19 protein-coding genes and 1 tRNA gene are annotated in these 19,470 nt (G+C 40.3%); 12 read left to right on the forward strand and 8 right to left on the reverse strand.

The window, feature by feature from the left end:
* Positions 1-14 precede the first annotated feature (14 nt).
* Together FD16_RS06480 and FD16_RS06485 are read left to right on the forward strand one after the other, a co-directional pair.
* Complete coding sequence (locus FD16_RS06480) at positions 15-1,220, forward strand: NAD(P)/FAD-dependent oxidoreductase (RefSeq protein WP_010621164.1); 1,206 nt, start codon at positions 15-17, stop codon at positions 1,218-1,220.
* A 33-nt stretch (positions 1,221-1,253) separates the two neighbouring features.
* On the forward strand, positions 1,254-1,880 hold the full coding sequence (locus tag FD16_RS06485) for an endonuclease III domain-containing protein (protein ID WP_010621165.1): 627 nt from the start codon (positions 1,254-1,256) through the stop codon (positions 1,878-1,880).
* A 96-nt stretch (positions 1,881-1,976) separates the two neighbouring features.
* Here the strand turns inward: FD16_RS06485 and FD16_RS06490 are convergent, their stop codons facing one another.
* Positions 1,977-2,468 carry a MarR family winged helix-turn-helix transcriptional regulator gene (locus tag FD16_RS06490; protein ID WP_010621166.1) on the reverse strand — a complete coding sequence of 164 codons (492 nt, stop codon included), beginning with the start codon at positions 2,466-2,468 and terminating at the stop codon, positions 1,977-1,979.
* Between the two features lie 145 nt (positions 2,469-2,613).
* Here FD16_RS06490 and FD16_RS06495 point away from each other — a divergent pair, with 145 nt between their 5' ends.
* Together FD16_RS06495 and FD16_RS06500 are read left to right on the forward strand one after the other, a co-directional pair.
* Complete coding sequence (locus FD16_RS06495; RefSeq protein WP_010621167.1) at positions 2,614-3,786, forward strand: alpha/beta hydrolase family protein; 1,173 nt, start codon at positions 2,614-2,616, stop codon at positions 3,784-3,786.
* 84 nt (positions 3,787-3,870) lie between these two features.
* Positions 3,871-4,461 (forward strand): TMEM175 family protein, encoded by a 591-nt coding sequence (locus tag FD16_RS06500; protein WP_010621168.1) that lies wholly within the window; start codon positions 3,871-3,873, stop codon positions 4,459-4,461.
* Between the two features lie 163 nt (positions 4,462-4,624).
* Here FD16_RS06500 and FD16_RS06505 read toward each other — a convergent pair whose 3' ends face one another.
* Both FD16_RS06505 and FD16_RS06510 read right to left on the reverse strand, forming a co-directional pair.
* Positions 4,625-5,092 (reverse strand): hypothetical protein, encoded by a 468-nt coding sequence (locus tag FD16_RS06505; RefSeq protein WP_010621169.1) that lies wholly within the window; start codon positions 5,090-5,092, stop codon positions 4,625-4,627.
* Positions 5,085-5,291, reverse strand: coding sequence for a helix-turn-helix transcriptional regulator (locus FD16_RS06510; protein ID WP_010621170.1), 207 nt, complete (start codon positions 5,289-5,291; stop codon positions 5,085-5,087). Before FD16_RS06510 ends, FD16_RS06505 begins: the two co-directional genes overlap by 8 nt.
* A gap of 255 nt (positions 5,292-5,546) precedes the next feature.
* Between FD16_RS06510 and FD16_RS06515 the strand changes: the two genes are divergently transcribed.
* Both FD16_RS06515 and FD16_RS06520 read left to right on the forward strand, forming a co-directional pair.
* Complete coding sequence (locus FD16_RS06515; protein ID WP_010621171.1) at positions 5,547-6,683, forward strand: Gfo/Idh/MocA family protein; 1,137 nt, start codon at positions 5,547-5,549, stop codon at positions 6,681-6,683.
* 95 nt (positions 6,684-6,778) lie between these two features.
* Positions 6,779-6,851 (forward strand) — tRNA-Arg (locus FD16_RS06520).
* A 57-nt stretch (positions 6,852-6,908) separates the two neighbouring features.
* On the opposite strand, the gene FD16_RS06525 is transcribed toward FD16_RS06520, so the two are convergent.
* On the reverse strand, positions 6,909-7,454 hold the full coding sequence (locus tag FD16_RS06525; RefSeq protein WP_081479584.1) for a TetR/AcrR family transcriptional regulator: 546 nt from the start codon (positions 7,452-7,454) through the stop codon (positions 6,909-6,911).
* Positions 7,455-7,589: 135 nt separating this feature from the next.
* Here FD16_RS06525 and FD16_RS06530 point away from each other — a divergent pair, with 135 nt between their 5' ends.
* Both FD16_RS06530 and FD16_RS06535 read left to right on the forward strand, forming a co-directional pair.
* The gene (locus FD16_RS06530) at positions 7,590-8,291 is read left to right on the forward strand and encodes an ABC transporter ATP-binding protein (RefSeq protein WP_010621173.1); all 702 of its coding nucleotides are present in this window, start codon (positions 7,590-7,592) and stop codon (positions 8,289-8,291) included.
* A gap of 10 nt (positions 8,292-8,301) precedes the next feature.
* The gene (locus tag FD16_RS06535; RefSeq protein WP_010621174.1) at positions 8,302-10,875 is read left to right on the forward strand and encodes an ABC transporter permease; all 2,574 of its coding nucleotides are present in this window, start codon (positions 8,302-8,304) and stop codon (positions 10,873-10,875) included.
* A gap of 280 nt (positions 10,876-11,155) precedes the next feature.
* Here FD16_RS06535 and FD16_RS06540 read toward each other — a convergent pair whose 3' ends face one another.
* Both FD16_RS06540 and FD16_RS06545 read right to left on the reverse strand, forming a co-directional pair.
* On the reverse strand, positions 11,156-11,950 hold the full coding sequence (locus FD16_RS06540) for a Fic family protein (RefSeq protein WP_010621175.1): 795 nt from the start codon (positions 11,948-11,950) through the stop codon (positions 11,156-11,158).
* A 162-nt stretch (positions 11,951-12,112) separates the two neighbouring features.
* Positions 12,113-12,457 (reverse strand): carboxymuconolactone decarboxylase family protein, encoded by a 345-nt coding sequence (locus FD16_RS06545; protein WP_010621176.1) that lies wholly within the window; start codon positions 12,455-12,457, stop codon positions 12,113-12,115.
* A gap of 175 nt (positions 12,458-12,632) precedes the next feature.
* On the opposite strand from FD16_RS06545, the gene FD16_RS06550 reads away from it, so the two are divergent.
* Entirely contained in the window at positions 12,633-13,568 is a 936-nt protein-coding gene (locus FD16_RS06550; RefSeq protein ID WP_010621177.1) for an ABC transporter ATP-binding protein, read from the forward strand.
* A 1-nt stretch (position 13,569) separates the two neighbouring features.
* Entirely contained in the window at positions 13,570-15,093 is a 1,524-nt protein-coding gene (locus tag FD16_RS06555; protein ID WP_010621178.1) for an ABC transporter permease/substrate-binding protein, read from the forward strand.
* Positions 15,094-15,340: 247 nt separating this feature from the next.
* Here the strand turns inward: FD16_RS06555 and FD16_RS06560 are convergent, their stop codons facing one another.
* Entirely contained in the window at positions 15,341-15,634 is a 294-nt protein-coding gene (locus FD16_RS06560) for a HigA family addiction module antitoxin (RefSeq protein ID WP_010621180.1), read from the reverse strand.
* A gap of 86 nt (positions 15,635-15,720) precedes the next feature.
* Entirely contained in the window at positions 15,721-16,431 is a 711-nt protein-coding gene (locus FD16_RS06565; RefSeq protein WP_235778149.1) for a sulfite exporter TauE/SafE family protein, read from the reverse strand.
* A gap of 478 nt (positions 16,432-16,909) precedes the next feature.
* Here FD16_RS06565 and FD16_RS06570 point away from each other — a divergent pair, with 478 nt between their 5' ends.
* Together FD16_RS06570 and FD16_RS06575 are read left to right on the forward strand one after the other, a co-directional pair.
* On the forward strand, positions 16,910-17,131 hold the full coding sequence (locus FD16_RS06570; protein WP_010621182.1) for a hypothetical protein: 222 nt from the start codon (positions 16,910-16,912) through the stop codon (positions 17,129-17,131).
* 75 nt (positions 17,132-17,206) lie between these two features.
* Entirely contained in the window at positions 17,207-19,327 is a 2,121-nt protein-coding gene (locus tag FD16_RS06575; RefSeq protein ID WP_010621183.1) for an ATP-dependent Clp protease ATP-binding subunit, read from the forward strand.
* Positions 19,328-19,470: the final 143 nt, after the last annotated feature.

Raw genomic sequence — 19,470 nt, forward strand, 5'->3', positions numbered from 1 at the left:
AGAGGAGGGCCATCATGAAAGAGGTTGTCATTTTAGGTGCTGGTTACGCAGGATTGCGTGCACTGAAGGAATTGCAACGCCATCGTACTGATTGTCATGTGACGTTAATTGATAAACACGATTATCACTACGAGGCGACAGATCTGCATGAAGTTGCCACTGGTATGCAACATCGTAGTCGAATCAGTTATGATATTAACGATGTGGTTGATCGCGAACGAACAACTTTTGTTCAGGAAACGGTTGATAAAGTTGATTGTGAAAACCAAAAGGTAATCTGCACTAATGGTAAGGAAGTAACTTACGACTATTTGATTGTGGCACTCGGATTTGAGTCGGAAACGTTTGGCACACCAGGCGTTGATGAGTATGCCCTTTCGATGACTAACGTCGATGATGCTGAAAAAATATATCATCATATCTGTGAACAAATGCAACTCTACAAGCAAACTCAAGACGAAGACTTCCTAAAAATTGTGGTCTGTGGTGCCGGCTTTACCGGGGTTGAGCTCATGGGGGCACTGGTTGAAGCCAAGCCTGAATATGCTAAAATTGCTGATGTTAATCCAGCACAAATTGAAATCTACTGTGTTGAGGCATCGACTCGTCTATTGCCAATGTTTAATGAAAAATTGGCAAGTTATGGCATCGATCATTTGAAAGAATGGGGTGTCAAACTTTATACTGGAATGCGGGTCAAAGAAATTAAACCTAATTTGGTTATGTATCGAGCTGGTGACGATGACCCAATGAAAGAAATCAGTGCCAGAACAATTATCTGGACGACCGGTGTTCGTGGCAGTAAAGTTATTGCGGCTTCTGGGTTTTCTGAAAAACGTGGCCGAGTGATGGTTAAGGATGACTTGAGTGCTCCTGACCATGACAATGTATATATTGTGGGGGATGTTGCAGCGGTAATGGATACGTCTACTCAGCGTCCTTATCCAACGACTGCCCAAATTTCATTAAAAATGGGTCATCATGCTGCTAAAAACATTATTCGTCAAATTGCTGGTCAATCGACTGAACCATTTTCGTTTAAGTCACTAGGATCAGTAGCTTCAATTGGCAACACACACGCCTTTGGGTTGGTGGGCACAACACCAATTAAGGGTTATCCGGCTTCGTTTGTTAAAAAAGCCATCATGGATAAATCTTTGCTTGAGACTGGTGGGGTTAAGGAAACCATGTCGAAGGGGAGATTTGATTTTTATCATTAAAATATAGTTTCACGTGGAACATTGGAGATAATTTTGAAACAGACAGATAAACGAAAATTGGCGGTTTTAACCGCATTAATGAATCATTATGGCACACAGCGCTGGTGGGAACACGACAATCCGATTGAAGACTGGGTTTCGATGATTTTAGTACAGCAGACAACTGGGATTAATGCTGAAAAAGCAGTCGCCAATTTACAGCCTTATTTAACGCCACAACAATTGATCGAAATGCCAATGGACCAGTTACAGGAATTAATCCGACCAGCCGGATTCTACCGACAAAAAAGTCAGTATATCAAAGAACTGATGAATTGGTTTATGGCACGCGGTGGGGATTTTAAGGTATTCGAAAATATCTCCACTAGTGACCTGAGAAGAGAATTATTGGATATTAAAGGTGTAGGTGAGGAAACCGCTGATGATATGCTACTATATATTTTTCACCGACCAGTGTTTATTGCTGACACTTACGCCAGACGTTTATTTAATCGCCTAGGTTTTGGCCCGTATAAAACCTATCATCAGATGCAACTAGATTTTGCCGATATCATACCTGGTCATGACGATCAGGTATGTCGAGAATGGCACGCTGTCATTGATGAACATGGTAAGGCCTTTAGACGAAATGAACAGATGGATGAATCTTGGATTAAATAAGGTAGCATAAATATAATGGTTTTCATTAAAACAGCTTCTATACTCATGGGACGAAGATTGTGAGTATAGAAGCTGTTTTGCGCTTGAGTGCACTAGTTAGGCACCAGTGATTTTGAGCATTTTTTGTTTCAAGTTGCTGAGTTTACGTTTATCGATTTGGTTATCATATTTTTGAGATAATTGATTAGTCATTTTATCCATTAGTTGGGCGAATTCAGCTTGTTCGTGGTTATCAAGGTAATCCCAGCCAGATAATTCTGACTGATTAATATTGTTAAGACTACGATGGCCTTCATCCGTGAGACTAACAATCGATACTCGTTTATCAGTGGAGGACTTTACTTTGTTTACCAATCCTTTTTTAACTAACTTATTTACAAATTCATTAACGGATGGTGCACTGATGTGTAAATTTTGGGCTAATTCTTTCTGCGACTGATGATCGTTTTTGCCCAGTGACATTAAAATATTACCCTGTCCTTGAAACAGCATGGACGGGGCATCTTTTTGCTGCATTTCCAAATAAAATAGCATTGTTAAATCAAAAAACTTTTCTGTTAGACGATGCTTAGTTAATTCTTCGGTCATTGTTATTCACCTGCTTTTGTAGTGACAATAGTATATCACATTTTTATTAGGGGGCCTAAATTTATTGTTGACATTTTAAATAGGTCCCCTTATTATATACAATAATTAGGCGACCTAATAATATTAAAACATGAGGTAATTAATAATGAAATTTATTTTTGATGATCCAACTTTTTCTTATGAAACATTGAGAACCATCGGCTATTCAGTCAACGGCGGAGCTGATATTGGTGCGGTTGTGAATACTGCATACAGAATTGAAGAAGGCAATTTTGAAAGCTGGTTTAGTGAATGGAATGCTTTAGCTCAACGTGTCGAATTGAAAGCAGATGAATTTAAAAAGCATGGGCAAAAAATTAGTGCCAGTGAAAATTACTTAAAGGCCTCTAACTATTACCGTTCAGCAGAGTTCTTTTTGCATGGCGATCCAACCGATTCAAGAATGCTGACAACTTGGAAAAAGAGCCGTGATACGTTCAGAACTGGGATCAAGATGGCCTCAGTCAATGTTGAATTTATTGATATTCCGTTTGGAGAAACGTCCATGCCTGGTTATTTTTATAAGGTTGACGATCAGGCTCGACCAACATTAATTGTGCACGGGGGATACGATTCGACTGGTGAGGAACTATTCTTTCAAGTTGCCAGTGATGCGTTGAAGCATGGATATAACGTCTTAACTTTTGAAGGGCCAGGACAGGGAGCAGTGATTCGCGAACAACATCTTCCATTTCGTGTAGATTGGGAAAATGTGGTTGGACCAGTGATTGATTACTTAGCAACAAGAAATGACGTTGATCAAAGTAAAATTGCATTGATGGGCATTAGTTTTGGTGGCTTGCTGGCACCGAGAGCCGCGGCTTTTGACAAACGAATTGCTGCTGTGATTGCTGATGATGGCGTTTATTCGTTTAGTTTTACTGATGCATTCGCAGCGCGGGGGCATGATCACCCCGATCAAGCATCCATCGAAAGTAAGATGAAGGAATTGATGAAAGTTAGCACCAATGTTCGGTGGGTGATCGAAAATGGCATGTTTACCTTTGGCGCCAGCTCGGTCAGTGACTTGTTTGATAAAACAGCAGCCTTTAAGTTAGATCAGGTGGCAGATAAGATTGAATGTCCAATTCTAATTGGTGAGGCTGCTAACGATGGTTTTTTCAAAGGGCAACCACAAATGCTGTATGACGCTGTGAACGTCCCTAAAACATTGATTAAATTTGGCCCAGATGATGGAGCTGAGGAGCACTGCCAGATGGGTGGAATTACTTACTACAATCAGCGCGTCTTTGAATGGCTGGACGGTGTGTTCAAATAACTACGTAGTTATTGACCAATTTATGATATCAAGACGATAATCAAGCATGAATATAAAACTTAGTCTAAAAAAGAGGTTAATCAAATGGATAAGAACCGAGTGGTGGCACTATCGGATGGTGTGATTGCAATTATCATGACGATCATGGTGTTGGAACTAAAAACACCGATCAGTGGCGGCTGGAATGCGCTACTAGATGATAAGTTTGTTTTAATCAGCTATGTAATTAGTTTCACTGCAACTTATTATTTTTGGACGGTCCATCATGATCTGTTTAAGTCATTTGATAAGATCCCAATTAACAGTGCGTGGATTAATGCAATTTACCTACTGACGTTGTCGTTCTTGCCGTTCACGACGTCGTGGGTCGGTCGCTTTTTATGGGCAGTACCGGCAGAATTAACGTACTCGGTTAACTTTTTGTTGATTACGGCAACTACGCTGTGGTTCGAACATACAATTAAACAAGATTTAATTCATGTTCATCAGGCAATTCCTGAAACTGTTCTGAAAAGTTCTCGTCTATTGAAATTAACCCTGTTATTGAATTTTATTTGTTGCTTGATTACTTATTTGTGGGCGCCCACAGGGATTATTGCTGTGGCAGTCATTTTGACTGTTTGGATTTGGCGTAGCGTTAGTAGTGCGGCGCATGAGTATTCGCAGAATAAGTGAACTTGGCAGTGATTTGGGAATGATTTTCTCACAATTTATTTAGACTAAACGTGCAAAAAACGGCTGCTCCCGGCCATATAAGACAACTCCAACCAAAATCCAAATTCGGGATTTTAGTTGGAGTTGTCTTATATTCTGGGAGCATAACGCCGTTTTTTGCACTCTACTTGTCTAAATGCAAATAAACCAATGCATAAGCCCATTCTCCTACTAGCAGGGTGATTAATGGGGATGATAATCCGTACAATAATAAATTATCCTTAGAAAGTAAGTTGACATTGCTTGGGAAGAAAAATGGGATTACAAGGAAGATTAACATAATCACTGTCTGAACTCGCTGGCTAATGTATGCTGCAGTTAGCATCATCCGCCATTCTCGTTCATCATTATGGTTCATGGCCATTGGATAACCATTTTCTTTAAAATCTAATATTTTGACTCGGTGGCGATGAATTCGTTGACGACGAATAACCCAGATTAATGCCGCAATGTATATAATCATTATCACAGTATTGAGTAAGGGTGTTAGTTTGATAATTTTTTGTGCAGAGACTGTCGTGATTGTGAAAAAGATTAAAATAATGGTCATGAGAATGGTATTGATAACGATATTTTTTCTTGTATTAATCATTTTGAGGTTCCTCCCAGATAAATAGTTTTTCAATTGGTGTTTTAAGAATATGTGCGATGCTAAAAGCCAGGTCAAGTGATGGATCATACTTATTGTTTTCAATCGCGTTAATTGTTTGCCGCGTTACTTGAGTTAAATCAGCCAGTTCGGCCTGTGATAGCTTCATTTGTTTACGTTGTTCGTGAATATTGTTTTTCACCGGCACGGCCTCCTAATATGTCAAATATATTTTACATTTATAGTAAAACATGTTTTACATAAATTGTCAAAGATGTTTTACTTTTCTTAATAATTTTTTTCTATTGGGCGACTTTTACTATCAATCAAATTTTAATTATTAATAGAACATTGACTTAGACAATGGTCTAAGCGATACAATTTTCTTATTAGGTAAACATTCAGTTTTCATTTGTAATAATGTTTTGTAGACTGACTTCAGCAGGGGGATAAAACGATGGATAAGGTTAGAATAGCAATTATCGGCGTTAATAATATTGGGACAGTACATGCGACCTATTTGGCACAACATCAAATTAAAAATGCCGAATTAGTCGCCTTTTGCGATCATAACGTTAAACACTTAGCGACGGCCAAAGAAAAATTCGGTAGTCAGTACAAATTCTATTCTGATACTGATGAAGTGATGAAAGATCCAGACATTGACGCAATTATTATTGCCACGCCGCATTACTCTCATCCGGAACTATCAATTGCTGGCTTAAACGCGGGTAAGCATGTGTTGACCGAGAAACCAGCAGGAGTTTATACCAAAAATGTACGTGAGGCCATTAACGTCTCGCATGAACATCCAGAATTGACGTATGGCATTATGTACAATCAGCGGATGAATCCGGTATATCAAAAGGCTCGTCAATTAGTGCAAAGTGGTGCAATTGGTGAACTGAGGCGAACTAACTGGATTATCACCAACTGGTATAGATCACAGAGTTATTATGATTCAAGTAGCTGGCGAGCAACCTGGGCTGGTGAAGGTGGCGGAGTGTTGTTGAATCAAGATCCACACCAGTTAGACTTGTGGCAGTGGATTTGTGGTATGCCTAAGCGAATCATGAGTTTTGTTTCCTTTGGTAAGCTGCGTCAGATTGAAGTAGAAACCGAAGTAACCGCATATGCCGAGTACGAAAATGGTGCTACGGGGGTGTTTGTGACGTCGGTAACTGAAACACCAGGGACTAATCGGTTTGAAATTGTTGGGTCGCGTGGCAAAATTGTTATCGAAAACAATCAGTTGAGTTTTTGGCAAAGTGTCGTGGATGAACAGCAATGGAATCAAGAGTACAAGGGGGGCTTTGGCGAACCAGAAGTTTGGAAAATTGATGTACCAGCAGTTTGGGACGATCAAACGGGGCATGCCAAAACTGTTCAAAACTTTGTTAACCACATTGTTGACGGTGAAAAGTTGGTTTCTCCAGCCGCAGATGGGATCCTGGGGTTGAGCATTTCTAACGCGATGTATTTATCAACTTGGCAGCAGCAGTGGGTTGACCTACCAATTGACGAAGATGAGTATTTGACGGAATTGAAAAAGAGGATTGCAACCTCAAAAAGTAAACATGATGGCCAACAGTGACCACGTTTGTTAAGAAAATGACAGCGCTTTTACAGAAATATTAAGATTTTCTAAGCAGCCTTGCGCATGCCTGTAAATGGTTGTAATATGTGCGAGTCGGTTTGGTGTAATCGGAAGCACAACTAAGCCACGGTCTTATGGGTGTCGGTTCGAGTCCGGCAATCGACAACAAATAACCGTTATACTAAAGCTCCTCTGTGAGAGGTTTTAGCATAACGGTTATTTTTATTGTTGAGTGATATTACTGATGATTTTGGTGATTGATTGAGTTGATTCTTTTGCGCCTGAACTTAACCAATTGATGATTACGTGAATGGCGCCACTGAAGAAGAATTCGTAGTAGTAGCCCAGAATGTGCTCATCATCTTCATGAAATCGCTGCTGAAAGTTCTGCAGTGTTTTTTCTCTAATCGGTGCCAGCATTACTTGGAAGACTTTGTATTCCCGAATATTACCAATCATGATTTTGGTGGCAGCATCCTGATCTTTGATGACTTGGAGGATTGGTGGCAACCAGGTTTCCAGTGGCTCATTGAATGAACCCAGTAATGGTTCAATTTTAGTGATTAAATCCGTTTCAATTTCTGCAAATAACTCACTTGGATTTGCGTAGTGGGCGTAGAATGTACCTCGGTTAATGTTGGCTAGGTTGCAGATTTCGGTCACGGTAATTTTATCTAAGTCATGGTCGTGTAGAAGTTCAATTAGCGATTCTTTAAGTTGCTGTTTGGTATACAGCGTGCGGCGATTATTTTTTATTCCGACCATCATGTTCTCCTCTAAACAAATTTAAGTCTAACTGTCTATTTAATAACATTTTGCTGGTGATTGGATGTTGTCATTACAACTATAATCTATCATAATGGTATGTATTGAACAACTTGTACGGTTAATGGAGGGAATTGCATGGCGTATATTGAAGTGATTAATGAGTCCAAACGTTATCAAATGGGAGAAACAACAATTGTTGCAAACGATAAACTATCATTTGAGGCTAACCAAGGTGACCTGACCGTGATTTTGGGACCCAGTGGTGCAGGGAAATCAACGGTTTTGAATATTTTAGGAGGGATGGATTCACCTAGCGATGGTGAGGTCATTATCGATGGAACGGATATTGCGAAGTATAGTGACAAGCAATTAACCCAATTTCGGCGGACAGATATCGGCTTTGTGTTTCAATTTTATAATTTAATTCCTAATTTAACGACTAGAGAAAACGTGGAACTGGCCTCATCGATTGTGCCAGATGCCCTCGATGCTGATCAGGTATTAAAAGATGTTGGCCTTGGTGATCGTCTCGACAACTTTCCATCACAATTATCTGGTGGTGAGCAACAAAGGGTAGCGATTGCGCGTGCATTAGCAAAAAATCCTAAATTACTATTGTGTGATGAGCCAACCGGTGCGCTGGATTATGAGACTGGTAAACAAGTGTTGACATTACTAGAGGATGCCAGTCGCAAGGATCACAAGACTGTACTGATTATTACTCATAACTCTGCGTTAGCCAAAATGGCAGACCGGGTAATTCGCATTAACGATGCTAAAGTACGTTCAATTGAAGATAATCCTAATCCGACACCTGTCGAAGAGATCGAATGGTAGGTGACAGAAAATGAAGCCATTAACCAAAAATCTTTGGCGCGGAATTCGCGGGTCCATGGGTCGCTTTATCGCGATTATTTTAATCATCATGTTGGGCGTGCTCACTTATGTAGGTGTGAAGGCAACTGGACCTGCTCTAAAGGATTCGGTCAATCAAACAGTCACTAATTTACATTTATCTGATGTGCAGATTATGTCGACAACCGGTTTTACTAAGCAAGATGTTAAAACGGCAGAAAAAGTTGCTGGAGCAAAAGCTGAGGCCGTTAAATTTAAGTACGTTACTGGTGGCAAGGATAGCTATGCCATCGCATTGTACGGCTATCAGCATAATCTGACAGAAAATAAACTATCATTGCGATCAGGTCACTTACCAAAGAATAATCATCAAATTGTGTTAGATTATCGTGCTCATTCTAAGTATAGCTACAAACTGGGGCAAAAAATTAAGTTTGATAAGTCGGCTGAGCTAAAACATCGTACCTATACAGTCGTTGGTTTTGTAGACTCACCCAGTTATGTTGATAACACGGAACGTGGATCAGCTAACGTTGGCGACGGGTCCGTTAAGTTCTTCGCGGAAGTACCGGCCAGTCAGATGAATTTATCTGCCGCAACCTTGTTGAACGTGCGATTCAGTAAATTACAGTCACGAGATACCTATAGCCACAGCTATAAGGAAGCGGTCAGTGCAAAAGTTAAGTCGTTAAAAAAAGTATTTAAGACACGTGGTGCTGAACGGAGCAAGACACTTTATAACAAAAACGCTGGTGAGCTGACGGCCTCACAAGATAAACTAACGGCTGCTAAGAACCAATTAATGGCGATGGGAATGACTAGCAAGCAGGCTACGGCACAGCTTAAGTCAGAACAAAGCCAGCTAGATACCGCGAAAGCCAAAATTAAGAAGGCCACCAAGACAACCTATACTTGGCAAACTAGATCCGATTTACCAGGATTTACCGCTCTCGGTCAGAGTGCTGATCGAATTGCGGCCATCGCTAACGTCTTTCCGGTGTTCTTCTTCCTAGTGGCGGCCTTAATCACATTTACAACGATTACTAGAATGGTGGAAGAGGCTCGAGCCCAGATCGGGACGTTCAAGGCGCTTGGGTATTCAAAGATGGCCATTGCACGCAATTATCTCAGTTATGCATTTATTGCGGGGATGATTGGGACGATCATTGGGGCATTTGTCGGCAATATTAGCCTACCAAGGTTAGTGTTGTCGTTATATCAAAACTGCATTCCGCTAATTGCTGTTGATAAATTTCAGTGGAGTCTGTTTGTTATTTCAATCATTATTGCGTTAATCACGACGGTTGGCGCGGCGGCCATTGTTGTTAGAAGTGAGTTGAAAGAAAAGCCTTCTGAGCTAATGCGACCACGATCGCCTAAGTCGGCTAAACGGATTTTAATGGAACGGATTAAACCGCTATGGCGACGAATGAACTTTAATCAAAAGGTGAGTTATCGAAACCTATTCCGTTATAAATCACGGATGTTTATGACGATTCTTGGAATTGCTGGTGGGACGGCACTGATCCTAACGGGCTTCGGTATTCAAAACTCGATTGGAGCTAGTGGGTCACGACAGTATAGTGAAATCGCTAAGTATCAGGCTGTTGTAAGATTAAATGGTAGTAATAGCAGTCAAGCGGTTAAAGTTTTGAAGCAAGATAAACAGTATAAGAGTCAAACGGCGATAGATGCTAACGTGGGTAATGTTTCAGCGCACGGGCACAAAGTCGACGACATTAATATTTATGCGCCGAGTTCCAAGAATCAATTAAAGAATTTTGTTAAGTTAATTTCGACTGATAATGGTAAAAATCTGAGCTTGAAAAAGTCTGGTGTGGTGCTTTCTGAAAAGATGGCCTCACAGTTAAAGGTTAAAGTTGGTGACACAATTAGAGTTAAAACAACTGATAACCATACTGGTACTGCCAAAGTCACTGGGATCACAGAAAACTTTGTCGGCCATTATATGTATTTAAGCCAATCTGCATATCAAAAAATGTTTGGTACCAGAGCAAAAACTAATACTTTATTAGTTAGATTGAGCCATCAAAATCAGCACCAAAGAGAAAAGCTGGCTAATCAGTTAATGAAGCATGGTGACACGATGGGCACTAGCTACACGGTTGATCAGCAACAGACAATTACGACAATGTCCAGCAGTTTGAGTACGGTGGTGTTGATCTTTATCCTGTTGTCAGGGGTGTTATCGTTCGTAGTTCTCTATAACCTGACGAACATCAATGTTTCGGAACGAATTAGAGAATTATCGACGATTAAGGTCCTTGGTTTTTATGATAAAGAAGTGACGATGTATATTGTTCGTGAAAATATTATGCTGACGGTAATTGGCATAATCGTTGGGTACGGAGTGGGCAATGCGTTAACGGCCTATATTCTGAGACAAGCAGCAACGGACCAAATTATTTTCCCACTAACCATTCACTGGGTAGGATACGTGGTGGCAACTGCACTGATGGTACTATTCACGGTCATTGTCATGTTAGTAACGCATAGAAGATTGAAACATGTAGATATGGTGGAGGCGTTGAAGTCGAACGAGTAAAATAGAGTGTGGAGAAAACCGGTTAGATTGTGAGCATTAACAGGATAATGGCAATCATTCCTGGTTTTGGAATGGTTGCCATTATGTTGTTAAGCGGAACAATCTGGTTTTCGGAACACGTTTAGTAAATAGAGTGTGAAATACCCCGTTTAGCTCATGTAATATAACAAGCCCGAGGACATTAGGATGGGTTTTCCTGATGCCCTCGGGCTTGTTATATTATGGTGAGCTGGGGTATTTCACACGTTTCGGCAGGAAAGAGATAAAACTAACGAAATAATCAGTCATCATTCCGATGAAAGATAGATTTTACATTAACTGTTTTTAAATTATCAACTGCATTATCCTTTTCTTCAGTTTCATCAGCAATACTTTTATGGAGCTCGCTGCGTCTAAGGCTTGGAGATGGTAGATCCTCAATCATAAGTTTTAATGCAGTATCCTCTTCGACATCTGAATTTGAATCATAATACCGCATTAGATCTGCCATGAATTTTTCTCTGTCAAAGTCATTGAAGGGTAGAACTAGAAAATCGCTGTTTTCAAAACGATTTCCAGCAGCGTTTGCCGCAATCAGAGCTGTACGCTTGTTACCATCTTGAAATGGTTGAAGTTTTGACAGACTGGCAAATATTTTCCAATCATCATATTCCTGTTTGCTGGAGTTATTGTAAGTGTCAACGATATTATCAATGTCGTTTCTACTTATAACATCTTTTGGATGATACATTCTTTCTGGGTCCTGCGTTCTTCTAGTTTGAACAGTGATTCTATCATCTTCATTGTAGTAAGCATTGCGAAGATGTCCAGGCCAATCAGGTTCTTCAATTGAATCACTTTTGAATTCTTTATTGATTGCAATAATGCCGTCAGTTGAAAAACCAATTTTTTTGATGGCTTTAATTCCTGCTATTGCATCGTTAAAAATAGCTTTGTCATCTCTATTATCATTTAGTGGTGAATCTGATTTTTCATCGAGGGCTTGCTTAGTTTGTAATAAGGAACTACCGTAGTCATTCATACTACCAATTGAAACAATCAAACGAGCCAATGCACGGTTATCTGGTTGATCCATGATTTATCACGTCCTTTTTTCTATACCTTTACAGATATAGATTATATCATGTTAACTAATATTGATCCTTAGATCTTGTTACTATAATAAAACAATCTCTGCCACATAATGGCAAAGATTGTTTTATTTTGTACAAATTGATAAATGCAATAATGATTACGTTTATTTCTTACTAAAAATTTCATTCATAACTTCAATTGCAGTTCCACCATAAACATATGCTGGACCACCGCTCATCAAAATGGCGGTGTTCACAGTTTCCACGATTTCTTCGCGAGTTGCGCCTTCTTCGATCGCATGGTTCATATGATCAATAATGCAACCTTCGCAACGAATAGAAATGGCAACGCACAGGCACATTAATTCCTTTTCCTTGTGTGACAGTGCACCGTCCTTCAATGCTGCACCGTGCATTGCCAAAAAGTCTTTGCCTGTATCACCTGAAGCCATCGTCAGTTGCTTGTAGTTAGCATTGATATGCTTAAACCGTTCCTCGTAGTCTGCCATAAATTGTTCTACTCCCTTCGGAATTTTATTTACAGCTTAATGGTACCGCTTTCATTAATGGCTCGCAAATCGGACGATCAAATATGTTGATAAATCATCAACTAAAAAGGGCATTCTGCTTGTGAAAATTCGTGTAGTTTACTATCATTTAGTAACGGGTCGGAAGGAGAACACTTTGATTGAATTTAAAGATGTTACTAAAAAATATGATGGTCAGACGGCACTTAACAATCTGAACCTGACAATCCACGATGGCGAATTATTCGTTCTTGTGGGTCCATCTGGCAGTGGCAAAACGACTTTACTAAGAATGATCAATCAGCTTGTAAAGCAAACCACTGGCACAATTAAAATCGATGATCAAGACGTTACTAAAGTGGATATCATGGAGCTGCGACATCAAATAGGCTATGTATTACAGGCTGGTGCGCTGTTTCCCAATATGACAGTTGAACAAAATGCGGGTATTCAACTCGAACAATTTAATTGGGATGTTCGTGAAAAGCATGATCGCATTTGCGAATTGCTTGATAAAGTGGGACTGGATTCAAAAACATTTTTGAATCGAATGCCCAGTGAATTATCTGGAGGGGAGGCTCAGCGCGTGGGCATTGTCCGTGCTTTAGCTTCACAGCCAAAGTTCATTTTGATGGATGAACCGTTTAGCGCGTTAGATCCTCTATCACGGCGTCAATTACAGGAATTAGTGGTTAAACTGCATAAAGAACTGTCGACGACAATTGTGTTTGTGACGCATGATATGCAAGAAGCAATTAAGTTGGCTGATCGACTCGCGGTTATTCACAATGGCGACTTGTTGCAGTTGGGCCGGCCCCGTGAAATCTTGGCTAATCCGGCCAATGATTTCGTTGCCGAATTTTTTGATGATAGTACAACACGTAGCTTGTTCTTAAGCCAGGTTACTAAGACTGGATTTGGTCGATTGCAAGAGGACGGGGATGAACCGGTCACTCTCGATGATAGTAAAACAATTTTTGACTGGGCAGACTTGCTAAATCAACACCCTCGGCAAATGATTATCGTCGACGATTTGATCTTAGAACCGCAGGATTTAGTGGCTTATATGGCACAGATTGGGCAGGTGGACTAGGATGAATTCTTTTACTAGTTATATTGCCAAAAATGGTTCAGCACTGATCGATTCGCTTGGACAACATATTTTCATTTCGTTGATTGCGGCAATCATTGCGATTATCATTGCGGTACCACTGGCGATTGCGTTGATTAATCACCGTCGTTGGGGCGAATTTGTCTTGCAAGTAACAAGTGTGATTCAGACCATTCCGAGTTTGGCTGTCTTGGGACTGTTGATACCGTTAGTCGGCATTGGAACAGTGCCAGCGATCATTGCACTTGTTTTGTATGCGGTTATGCCGATTTTTCAAAATACCTATGCAGGATTAACTAATATTGATCCATTGTTAATTGAAGCAGCGGATGCGTTCGGTATGTCGAGGCGATTTAAGCTGTTTAGGGTTCAAATACCATTGGCAATGCCGATGATTCTATCCGGTATTCGAATTGCGGTGGTCATGATTATTGGTACTGCTACCCTAGCAGCCTTGATTGGTGGTGGGGGACTTGGTACTTACATCATTACTGGTATCCAGACCAATAATAATAATGCATTGATTGCCGGCGCCGTATTGTCGGCATTACTGGCAATTTTGGCCAGCTGGTTAATTAAGGTACTGGCAAAAGTTTCGTTTAAAAAACTGGCGGTTGGTGTCGCAATTCTGGCCGCACTAGTGGCCGGTGGCACAATTTATCATGAAGCTACTCAACCTAAGGAAACGATCACCATCGCCGGAAAAATGGGTGGTGAGCCCGAGGTTCTGATTAATATGTATAAGGACCTGATTGAGGCCGATAATAGCAAGGTTAATGTAGTTTTAAAGCCCAATTTTGGTGGGACGAGTTTCCTATTTAAGGGGCTACAAAGTGGCAAGATTGATATTTATCCAGAATTTACAGGAACAGTACTACAATCCTTGGTCAAAACGCCGAAGAATGTCAGTCATAATCCGAAGACATCGTACAAGCTAGCTAAGAAGTTGCTTAACAAGCAATATGGGTTAGATTATTTGAAACCGATGAAGTATCAAAATGATTATGCGTTGGCTGTCCGTAAGTCAGACGCAAAAAAGTATGATTTGCATAACTTAACCGATCTCAGCCGAGTTTCAACTGAATTCACAGCTGCTTTCGATACAGATTTTGCGCAACAAAAAGATGGGTATCCAGGATTGAAGAAGGACTACGGTCTTGATTTTAAGTCAGTTAAAATTATGGAACCAACGCTACGTTATGCGGCACTGGCTAATAAGAAGGTCAATGTAACGGACGCTTACACAACAGATCCGCAGGTGCGTGAATATCATTTGGTTACGTTAAAGGACAATAAGTCATTCTTCCCAACGTATCAAGGTGCTCCGCTGATGACAAATCAATTTGCAAGGAGTCATAAGGGAATCGTGAAGAGCTTAAATAAGCTCAGCGGTAAAATTACGACAAAGCAAATGCGTGAGATGAATTATCAGGTCACGGTCAAGCATAAAAAAGCCTCAGTTGTGGCACGGCAGTTCTTGGTTAAGGAAGGACTATTAACAAAGTAGAGTGAAATAAAAGACGGGTTGAACCGTCTCATATAACAGACAAAGCACGTATCACCCGAACTATGGGTGGTGCGTGCTTTGTCTGTTATATGATGTGGTTCAGTCTTTTATTTCACGTTTCGGCGAAAAAAATAGCAAGTGATCAAATCAAAAAAAAATGGTGCGTGCTTTGCTTGTTATATGATGTGGTTCAGTCTTTTATTTCACGTTTCGGCAAAAAATAGCAAGTGATCTATTAATAAACTCATTAAATCTTTTCAAACTTAACAATCTTTGAATACTCTTCACCATGGTTAAGTTCTGCGTTGCGGACGTCAATATCGTTTTGAAGTTTTAAAAAGTACTGGTCAGAGACACCAAAAAATCGGCCAAGCCGAATTGATGTATCCACTGTGACCTGTCTGCGATCATGGAGCAAGTCTTGAATTCTAGAAGTTGGTACATTAATTTGTTTTGATAAAGCATAGGCTGAAATATCTAAAGGTTTCAAAAATTCTTCACTGAGAATTTCACTTATTTTTGGTATTGGAATATTATTCATGTTTAGCTACCTCCTAACATTTTATATCTCTTATTATACATGGTTTACATGTACATGCATAACATGTATACAAAATATGGTAATGATTATTTCAAATAAGCCCCATAAAACAAATAACTAGCTAAACCAAAGGCGGCAACCGAAATACAAACTCTCAAAGGTTTGGTTGGCACATGACGAACAATAATTGGACCAATGTATCCACCAATGAACATACCAATACCCATTGGAATAACCATTAGCCAATAAACTTTGGTAGTAAACGCATAGATTAAAATCGCAATTAAATTAGATATCAAAGAAGTAAAATTCTTGATGGCGTTGCTGACCGGTAGTGGCACCGTTAATGAAATACTTAGAATGGACAGCAGAATGACACCTGCCGCAGCGCCAAAATAGCCGCCGTAGACACCGACCGAAAGGATTGCTAGGTCGATAAAGAGTCTTTTTAATAATGATTGTGTACTTTGATTCATCGATAAATCAGTCGTAGGTTTTCGGCGAATAGAAAATAGCATCAGAATACCAGCCATTAGAATAAAAAATGGTACCACTTTTTGGAAAGTTTTGGCCGGAGCTAAGGTTAATAATAGGCTGCCGATGATCGCACCCAGTAATGACAGAATGGTAACCCTAATCGTATCTGATTTGTGCGATTTCAGTTCCTTGGTGGAAGAAATACCAGAACCAATACCAGTAAACACGAGTGCGGCTGTGTTTGTTACATTGGCACTAACTGGCGGTAGTCCAAGACTTAACAGTGCCGGGTAAGATATTAACGAAGCTAACCCAGCCATTGAACTGATTAACCCAGCTGCTGTTCCTGCGAATAATAAGTAAATAAAAATCAATGTTGCGTGCACGATCTAGACCTCCGTGGATAGAATATTTCAGTGTACGCTTTTTGGCGGTTGGTTTCCATGAGGAGTTTGGTAAGTTGGCAGATGTAGTTATTTAAAATGGTGTTAGATATGTTTCTAATAGTTTTAATGACAACTGAATAGTTAATTGCGAATTTAATGGTTCTGTTTTAAGGTAGGTGGCTTATATTTGTGATTAATACTGGATACTTAAGCTAGACTAAACGTGTTCCAGAACCCTGAAGCCTACCAGATAAAAAATCTTTGACCATTAAGTGCAAAAAACGCACTTAATGGTCAAAGATTCCTTATCTGACAGCTTCAACCCAGGTTCCTCCACACTCTCTAAAATGTTTGACCAACCTTGACCATATTCCACAAATGTGTTATAGTATTAACTGAGGAGGAAAGGAAAATGGAAATTGATGTTAAAGCTTACTTGGATGATAATGATCTGACGATTTACCACGTCGCCAAGTCAGCTGGGTATGGATACTCAACGATTCATAAGTCATTTAATAAGACACAGTCCGACGCCACCTCGTTGAACTTGCGAGACCTCGATGCACTGGCTCAAACAATGCATCAAAGTATGTGGGAGGTTCTGCGCGAATTAGAAACTAACTATCTTAAATAGATGGGCGGGAGCCTAATATTTCTCAGTTGAAGAAGTTAATCAGGACTTCCGCTCGAATGAAGGAGGAATTTGTTTATGGCAAACTCATTTTTTGGAAACGATCCGTTCTTTGGTAACAACGATTTTGATGACATTTTTAATGGCATGATGCCAGAAAACGGTGAACAAGATGCAAACCGTCGCTATATTGTGAACGGCAAGGAAGTAACTCCAGAACAATTTGAACAATTACGGCAACAAGCAGCACAGAGACAAGCAAACGGTGGCGGCATTGCCGTTGCAGACCAACCTAAGCAAAAAACAGGAATTCTTGAAAAGCTAGGTCGTAACCTAACCCAAGAAGCTCGCGAAGGTAAGCTTGATCCTGTGATCGGTCGTAGCAAAGAAATTCAAGAAACCGCTGAAATTTTAAGTCGGCGGATTAAGAATAATCCTGTTTTGGTTGGGGATGCTGGCGTTGGTAAGACAGCAATTGTGGAAGGCTTGGCTCAAGCAATTGTGAAGGGCAACGTACCGGCTGCTATTAAAGATCAAGAAATTATTAGTATTGACCTTTCCAACCTTGAAGCAGGAACTCAGTACCGTGGCAGTTTTGAACAAAACATTCAGGATTTAGTGAAAGAAGTTAAGGAAAAGGGTAACGTTATCTTGTTCTTTGATGAAATTCACCAAATCTTAGGCGCCGGTTCAACTGGTGAAGAAGCTGGATCAAAGGGCATGGCTGATATGATCAAGCCAGCTTTGAGCCGTGGCGAGATTACCGTGATTGGTGCTACTACTCAAGATGAGTATCGCAACACGATTATGAAGAACGCCGCGTTGGCTCGTCGTTTCAACGAAGTCACGGTCAACGAACCAACTCCAGAAGACACTGTTGAGATTTTAAACGGTGTTCGCGGATTATACGAGAAACATCACCATGTAACGTTACCAGATGATGTGATTAAGGCAGCAGTGGACTACTCAGTTCAATACTTGCCACAACGCACATTACCAGATAAGGCGATTGATTTACTTGATATGACAGCCGCTCATCTTTCAGCAAAGCATCCCGTTACCGACAAGGTTTCACTAGAGGCTCAATTGAAACAGGCTAAAGCTGATCAAAAGAGTGCCGTTGATAAGGAAGATTACGAGACAGCACAAAAAGCAAAGCAAACTGTTGAAAAATTGGAAGGTCAATTGAAGAACGCTGATGATGATCAACCAGATCAAAAAGTTGTGGCTACCGTTAACGATGTGGCTGCGTCTGTGGAAAGATTAACTGGCATTCCGGTTTCACAAATGGGCGCCTCTGATATTGAACGTTTGAAGGGTATCGGTGATAGGCTTCGTGGCAAGGTAATTGGTCAAGATGAAGCAGTTGAAATGGTTGCTCGTGCGATCCGTCGTAACCGGGCTGGTTTTGATGAAGGTAACCGTCCAATTGGCAGTTTCCTATTCGTCGGACCGACTGGTGTTGGTAAGACCGAATTAGCAAAGCAGTTAGCTTTAGATATGTTCGGTAGTAAAGAAAACATTATCCGGTTGGATATGTCCGAATACTCTGACTTAACGGCCGTTTCCAAGTTGATTGGTACGAGTGCCGGCTATGTAGGTTACGAGGACAACAGCAACACCTTAACCGAAAAGGTTCGTCGTAACCCATACTCAATTGTCTTACTAGATGAAATTGAAAAAGCTCATCCACAAGTGTTGACACTGTTACTCCAGTTAATGGATGATGGTCGTTTGACTGATGGACAAGGTAACGTGGTTAACTTTAAGAACACGGTTGTCATTGCTACTTCTAACGCCGGCTTCGGTGCTGAAAGTGCAAGTGATGATAAAGACGAATCATTAATGAAGAAGCTGGAAGCCTACTTCAGACCAGAATTCTTAAACCGTTTCAACGGAATTGTGGAATTCAGTCATCTAACTAAAGATGATTTATCACAAATTGTTGATTTGATGATCAGTGAAGTTAATGACACATTAGCTAAGAAAGACATCACATTAAAAGTTACTGATGATGCCAAGAATTGGTTGATTGAACAAGGTTACGATGAAGCAATGGGTGCTCGTCCGTTACGTCGGGTAATCGAACAACAAATTCGTGACAAGGTTACTGATTTCTACTTGGATCACCTTGATGTTAAGCAATTGAAGGCTGACGTTAAGGATGGGACGATTGAGATTTCGGAAGATATTAAGTAAATAGACTTAAATAGACGATCAAAGAGGATTGGAAATGTAATTTCCAATCCTCTTTTTACATACCTATTTAAAATTGTATGAATTTTAAAAATTATAATGATTTTGACTCAACAAATGTTACGAAAACATTTCAAAATCCTGTT

The organism is Paucilactobacillus suebicus DSM 5007 = KCTC 3549 (genome assembly GCF_001434475.1).
GTDB classification, from domain to species: domain Bacteria; phylum Bacillota; class Bacilli; order Lactobacillales; family Lactobacillaceae; genus Paucilactobacillus; species Paucilactobacillus suebicus.

Coding starts and splice junctions, on each gene's coding strand:
- FD16_RS06480 (WP_010621164.1), top strand. CDS start 15: ATGAAAGAGGTTGTCATTTTAGGTGCTGGTTACGCAGGATTGCGTGCA.
- FD16_RS06490 (WP_010621166.1), bottom strand. CDS start 2,468: ATGACCGAAGAATTAACTAAGCATCGTCTAACAGAAAAGTTTTTTGAT.
- FD16_RS06495 (WP_010621167.1), top strand. CDS start 2,614: ATGAAATTTATTTTTGATGATCCAACTTTTTCTTATGAAACATTGAGA.
- FD16_RS06500 (WP_010621168.1), top strand. CDS start 3,871: ATGGATAAGAACCGAGTGGTGGCACTATCGGATGGTGTGATTGCAATT.
- FD16_RS06505 (WP_010621169.1), bottom strand. CDS start 5,092: ATGATTAATACAAGAAAAAATATCGTTATCAATACCATTCTCATGACC.
- FD16_RS06515 (WP_010621171.1), top strand. CDS start 5,547: ATGGATAAGGTTAGAATAGCAATTATCGGCGTTAATAATATTGGGACA.
- FD16_RS06525 (WP_081479584.1), bottom strand. CDS start 7,454: ATGATGGTCGGAATAAAAAATAATCGCCGCACGCTGTATACCAAACAG.
- FD16_RS06530 (WP_010621173.1), top strand. CDS start 7,590: ATGGCGTATATTGAAGTGATTAATGAGTCCAAACGTTATCAAATGGGA.
- FD16_RS06535 (WP_010621174.1), top strand. CDS start 8,302: ATGAAGCCATTAACCAAAAATCTTTGGCGCGGAATTCGCGGGTCCATG.
- FD16_RS06540 (WP_010621175.1), bottom strand. CDS start 11,950: ATGGATCAACCAGATAACCGTGCATTGGCTCGTTTGATTGTTTCAATT.
- FD16_RS06545 (WP_010621176.1), bottom strand. CDS start 12,457: ATGGCAGACTACGAGGAACGGTTTAAGCATATCAATGCTAACTACAAG.
- FD16_RS06555 (WP_010621178.1), top strand. CDS start 13,570: ATGAATTCTTTTACTAGTTATATTGCCAAAAATGGTTCAGCACTGATC.
- FD16_RS06560 (WP_010621180.1), bottom strand. CDS start 15,634: ATGAATAATATTCCAATACCAAAAATAAGTGAAATTCTCAGTGAAGAA.
- FD16_RS06565 (WP_235778149.1), bottom strand. CDS start 16,431: ATGGCTGGGTTAGCTTCGTTAATATCTTACCCGGCACTGTTAAGTCTT.
- FD16_RS06570 (WP_010621182.1), top strand. CDS start 16,910: ATGGAAATTGATGTTAAAGCTTACTTGGATGATAATGATCTGACGATT.
- FD16_RS06575 (WP_010621183.1), top strand. CDS start 17,207: ATGGCAAACTCATTTTTTGGAAACGATCCGTTCTTTGGTAACAACGAT.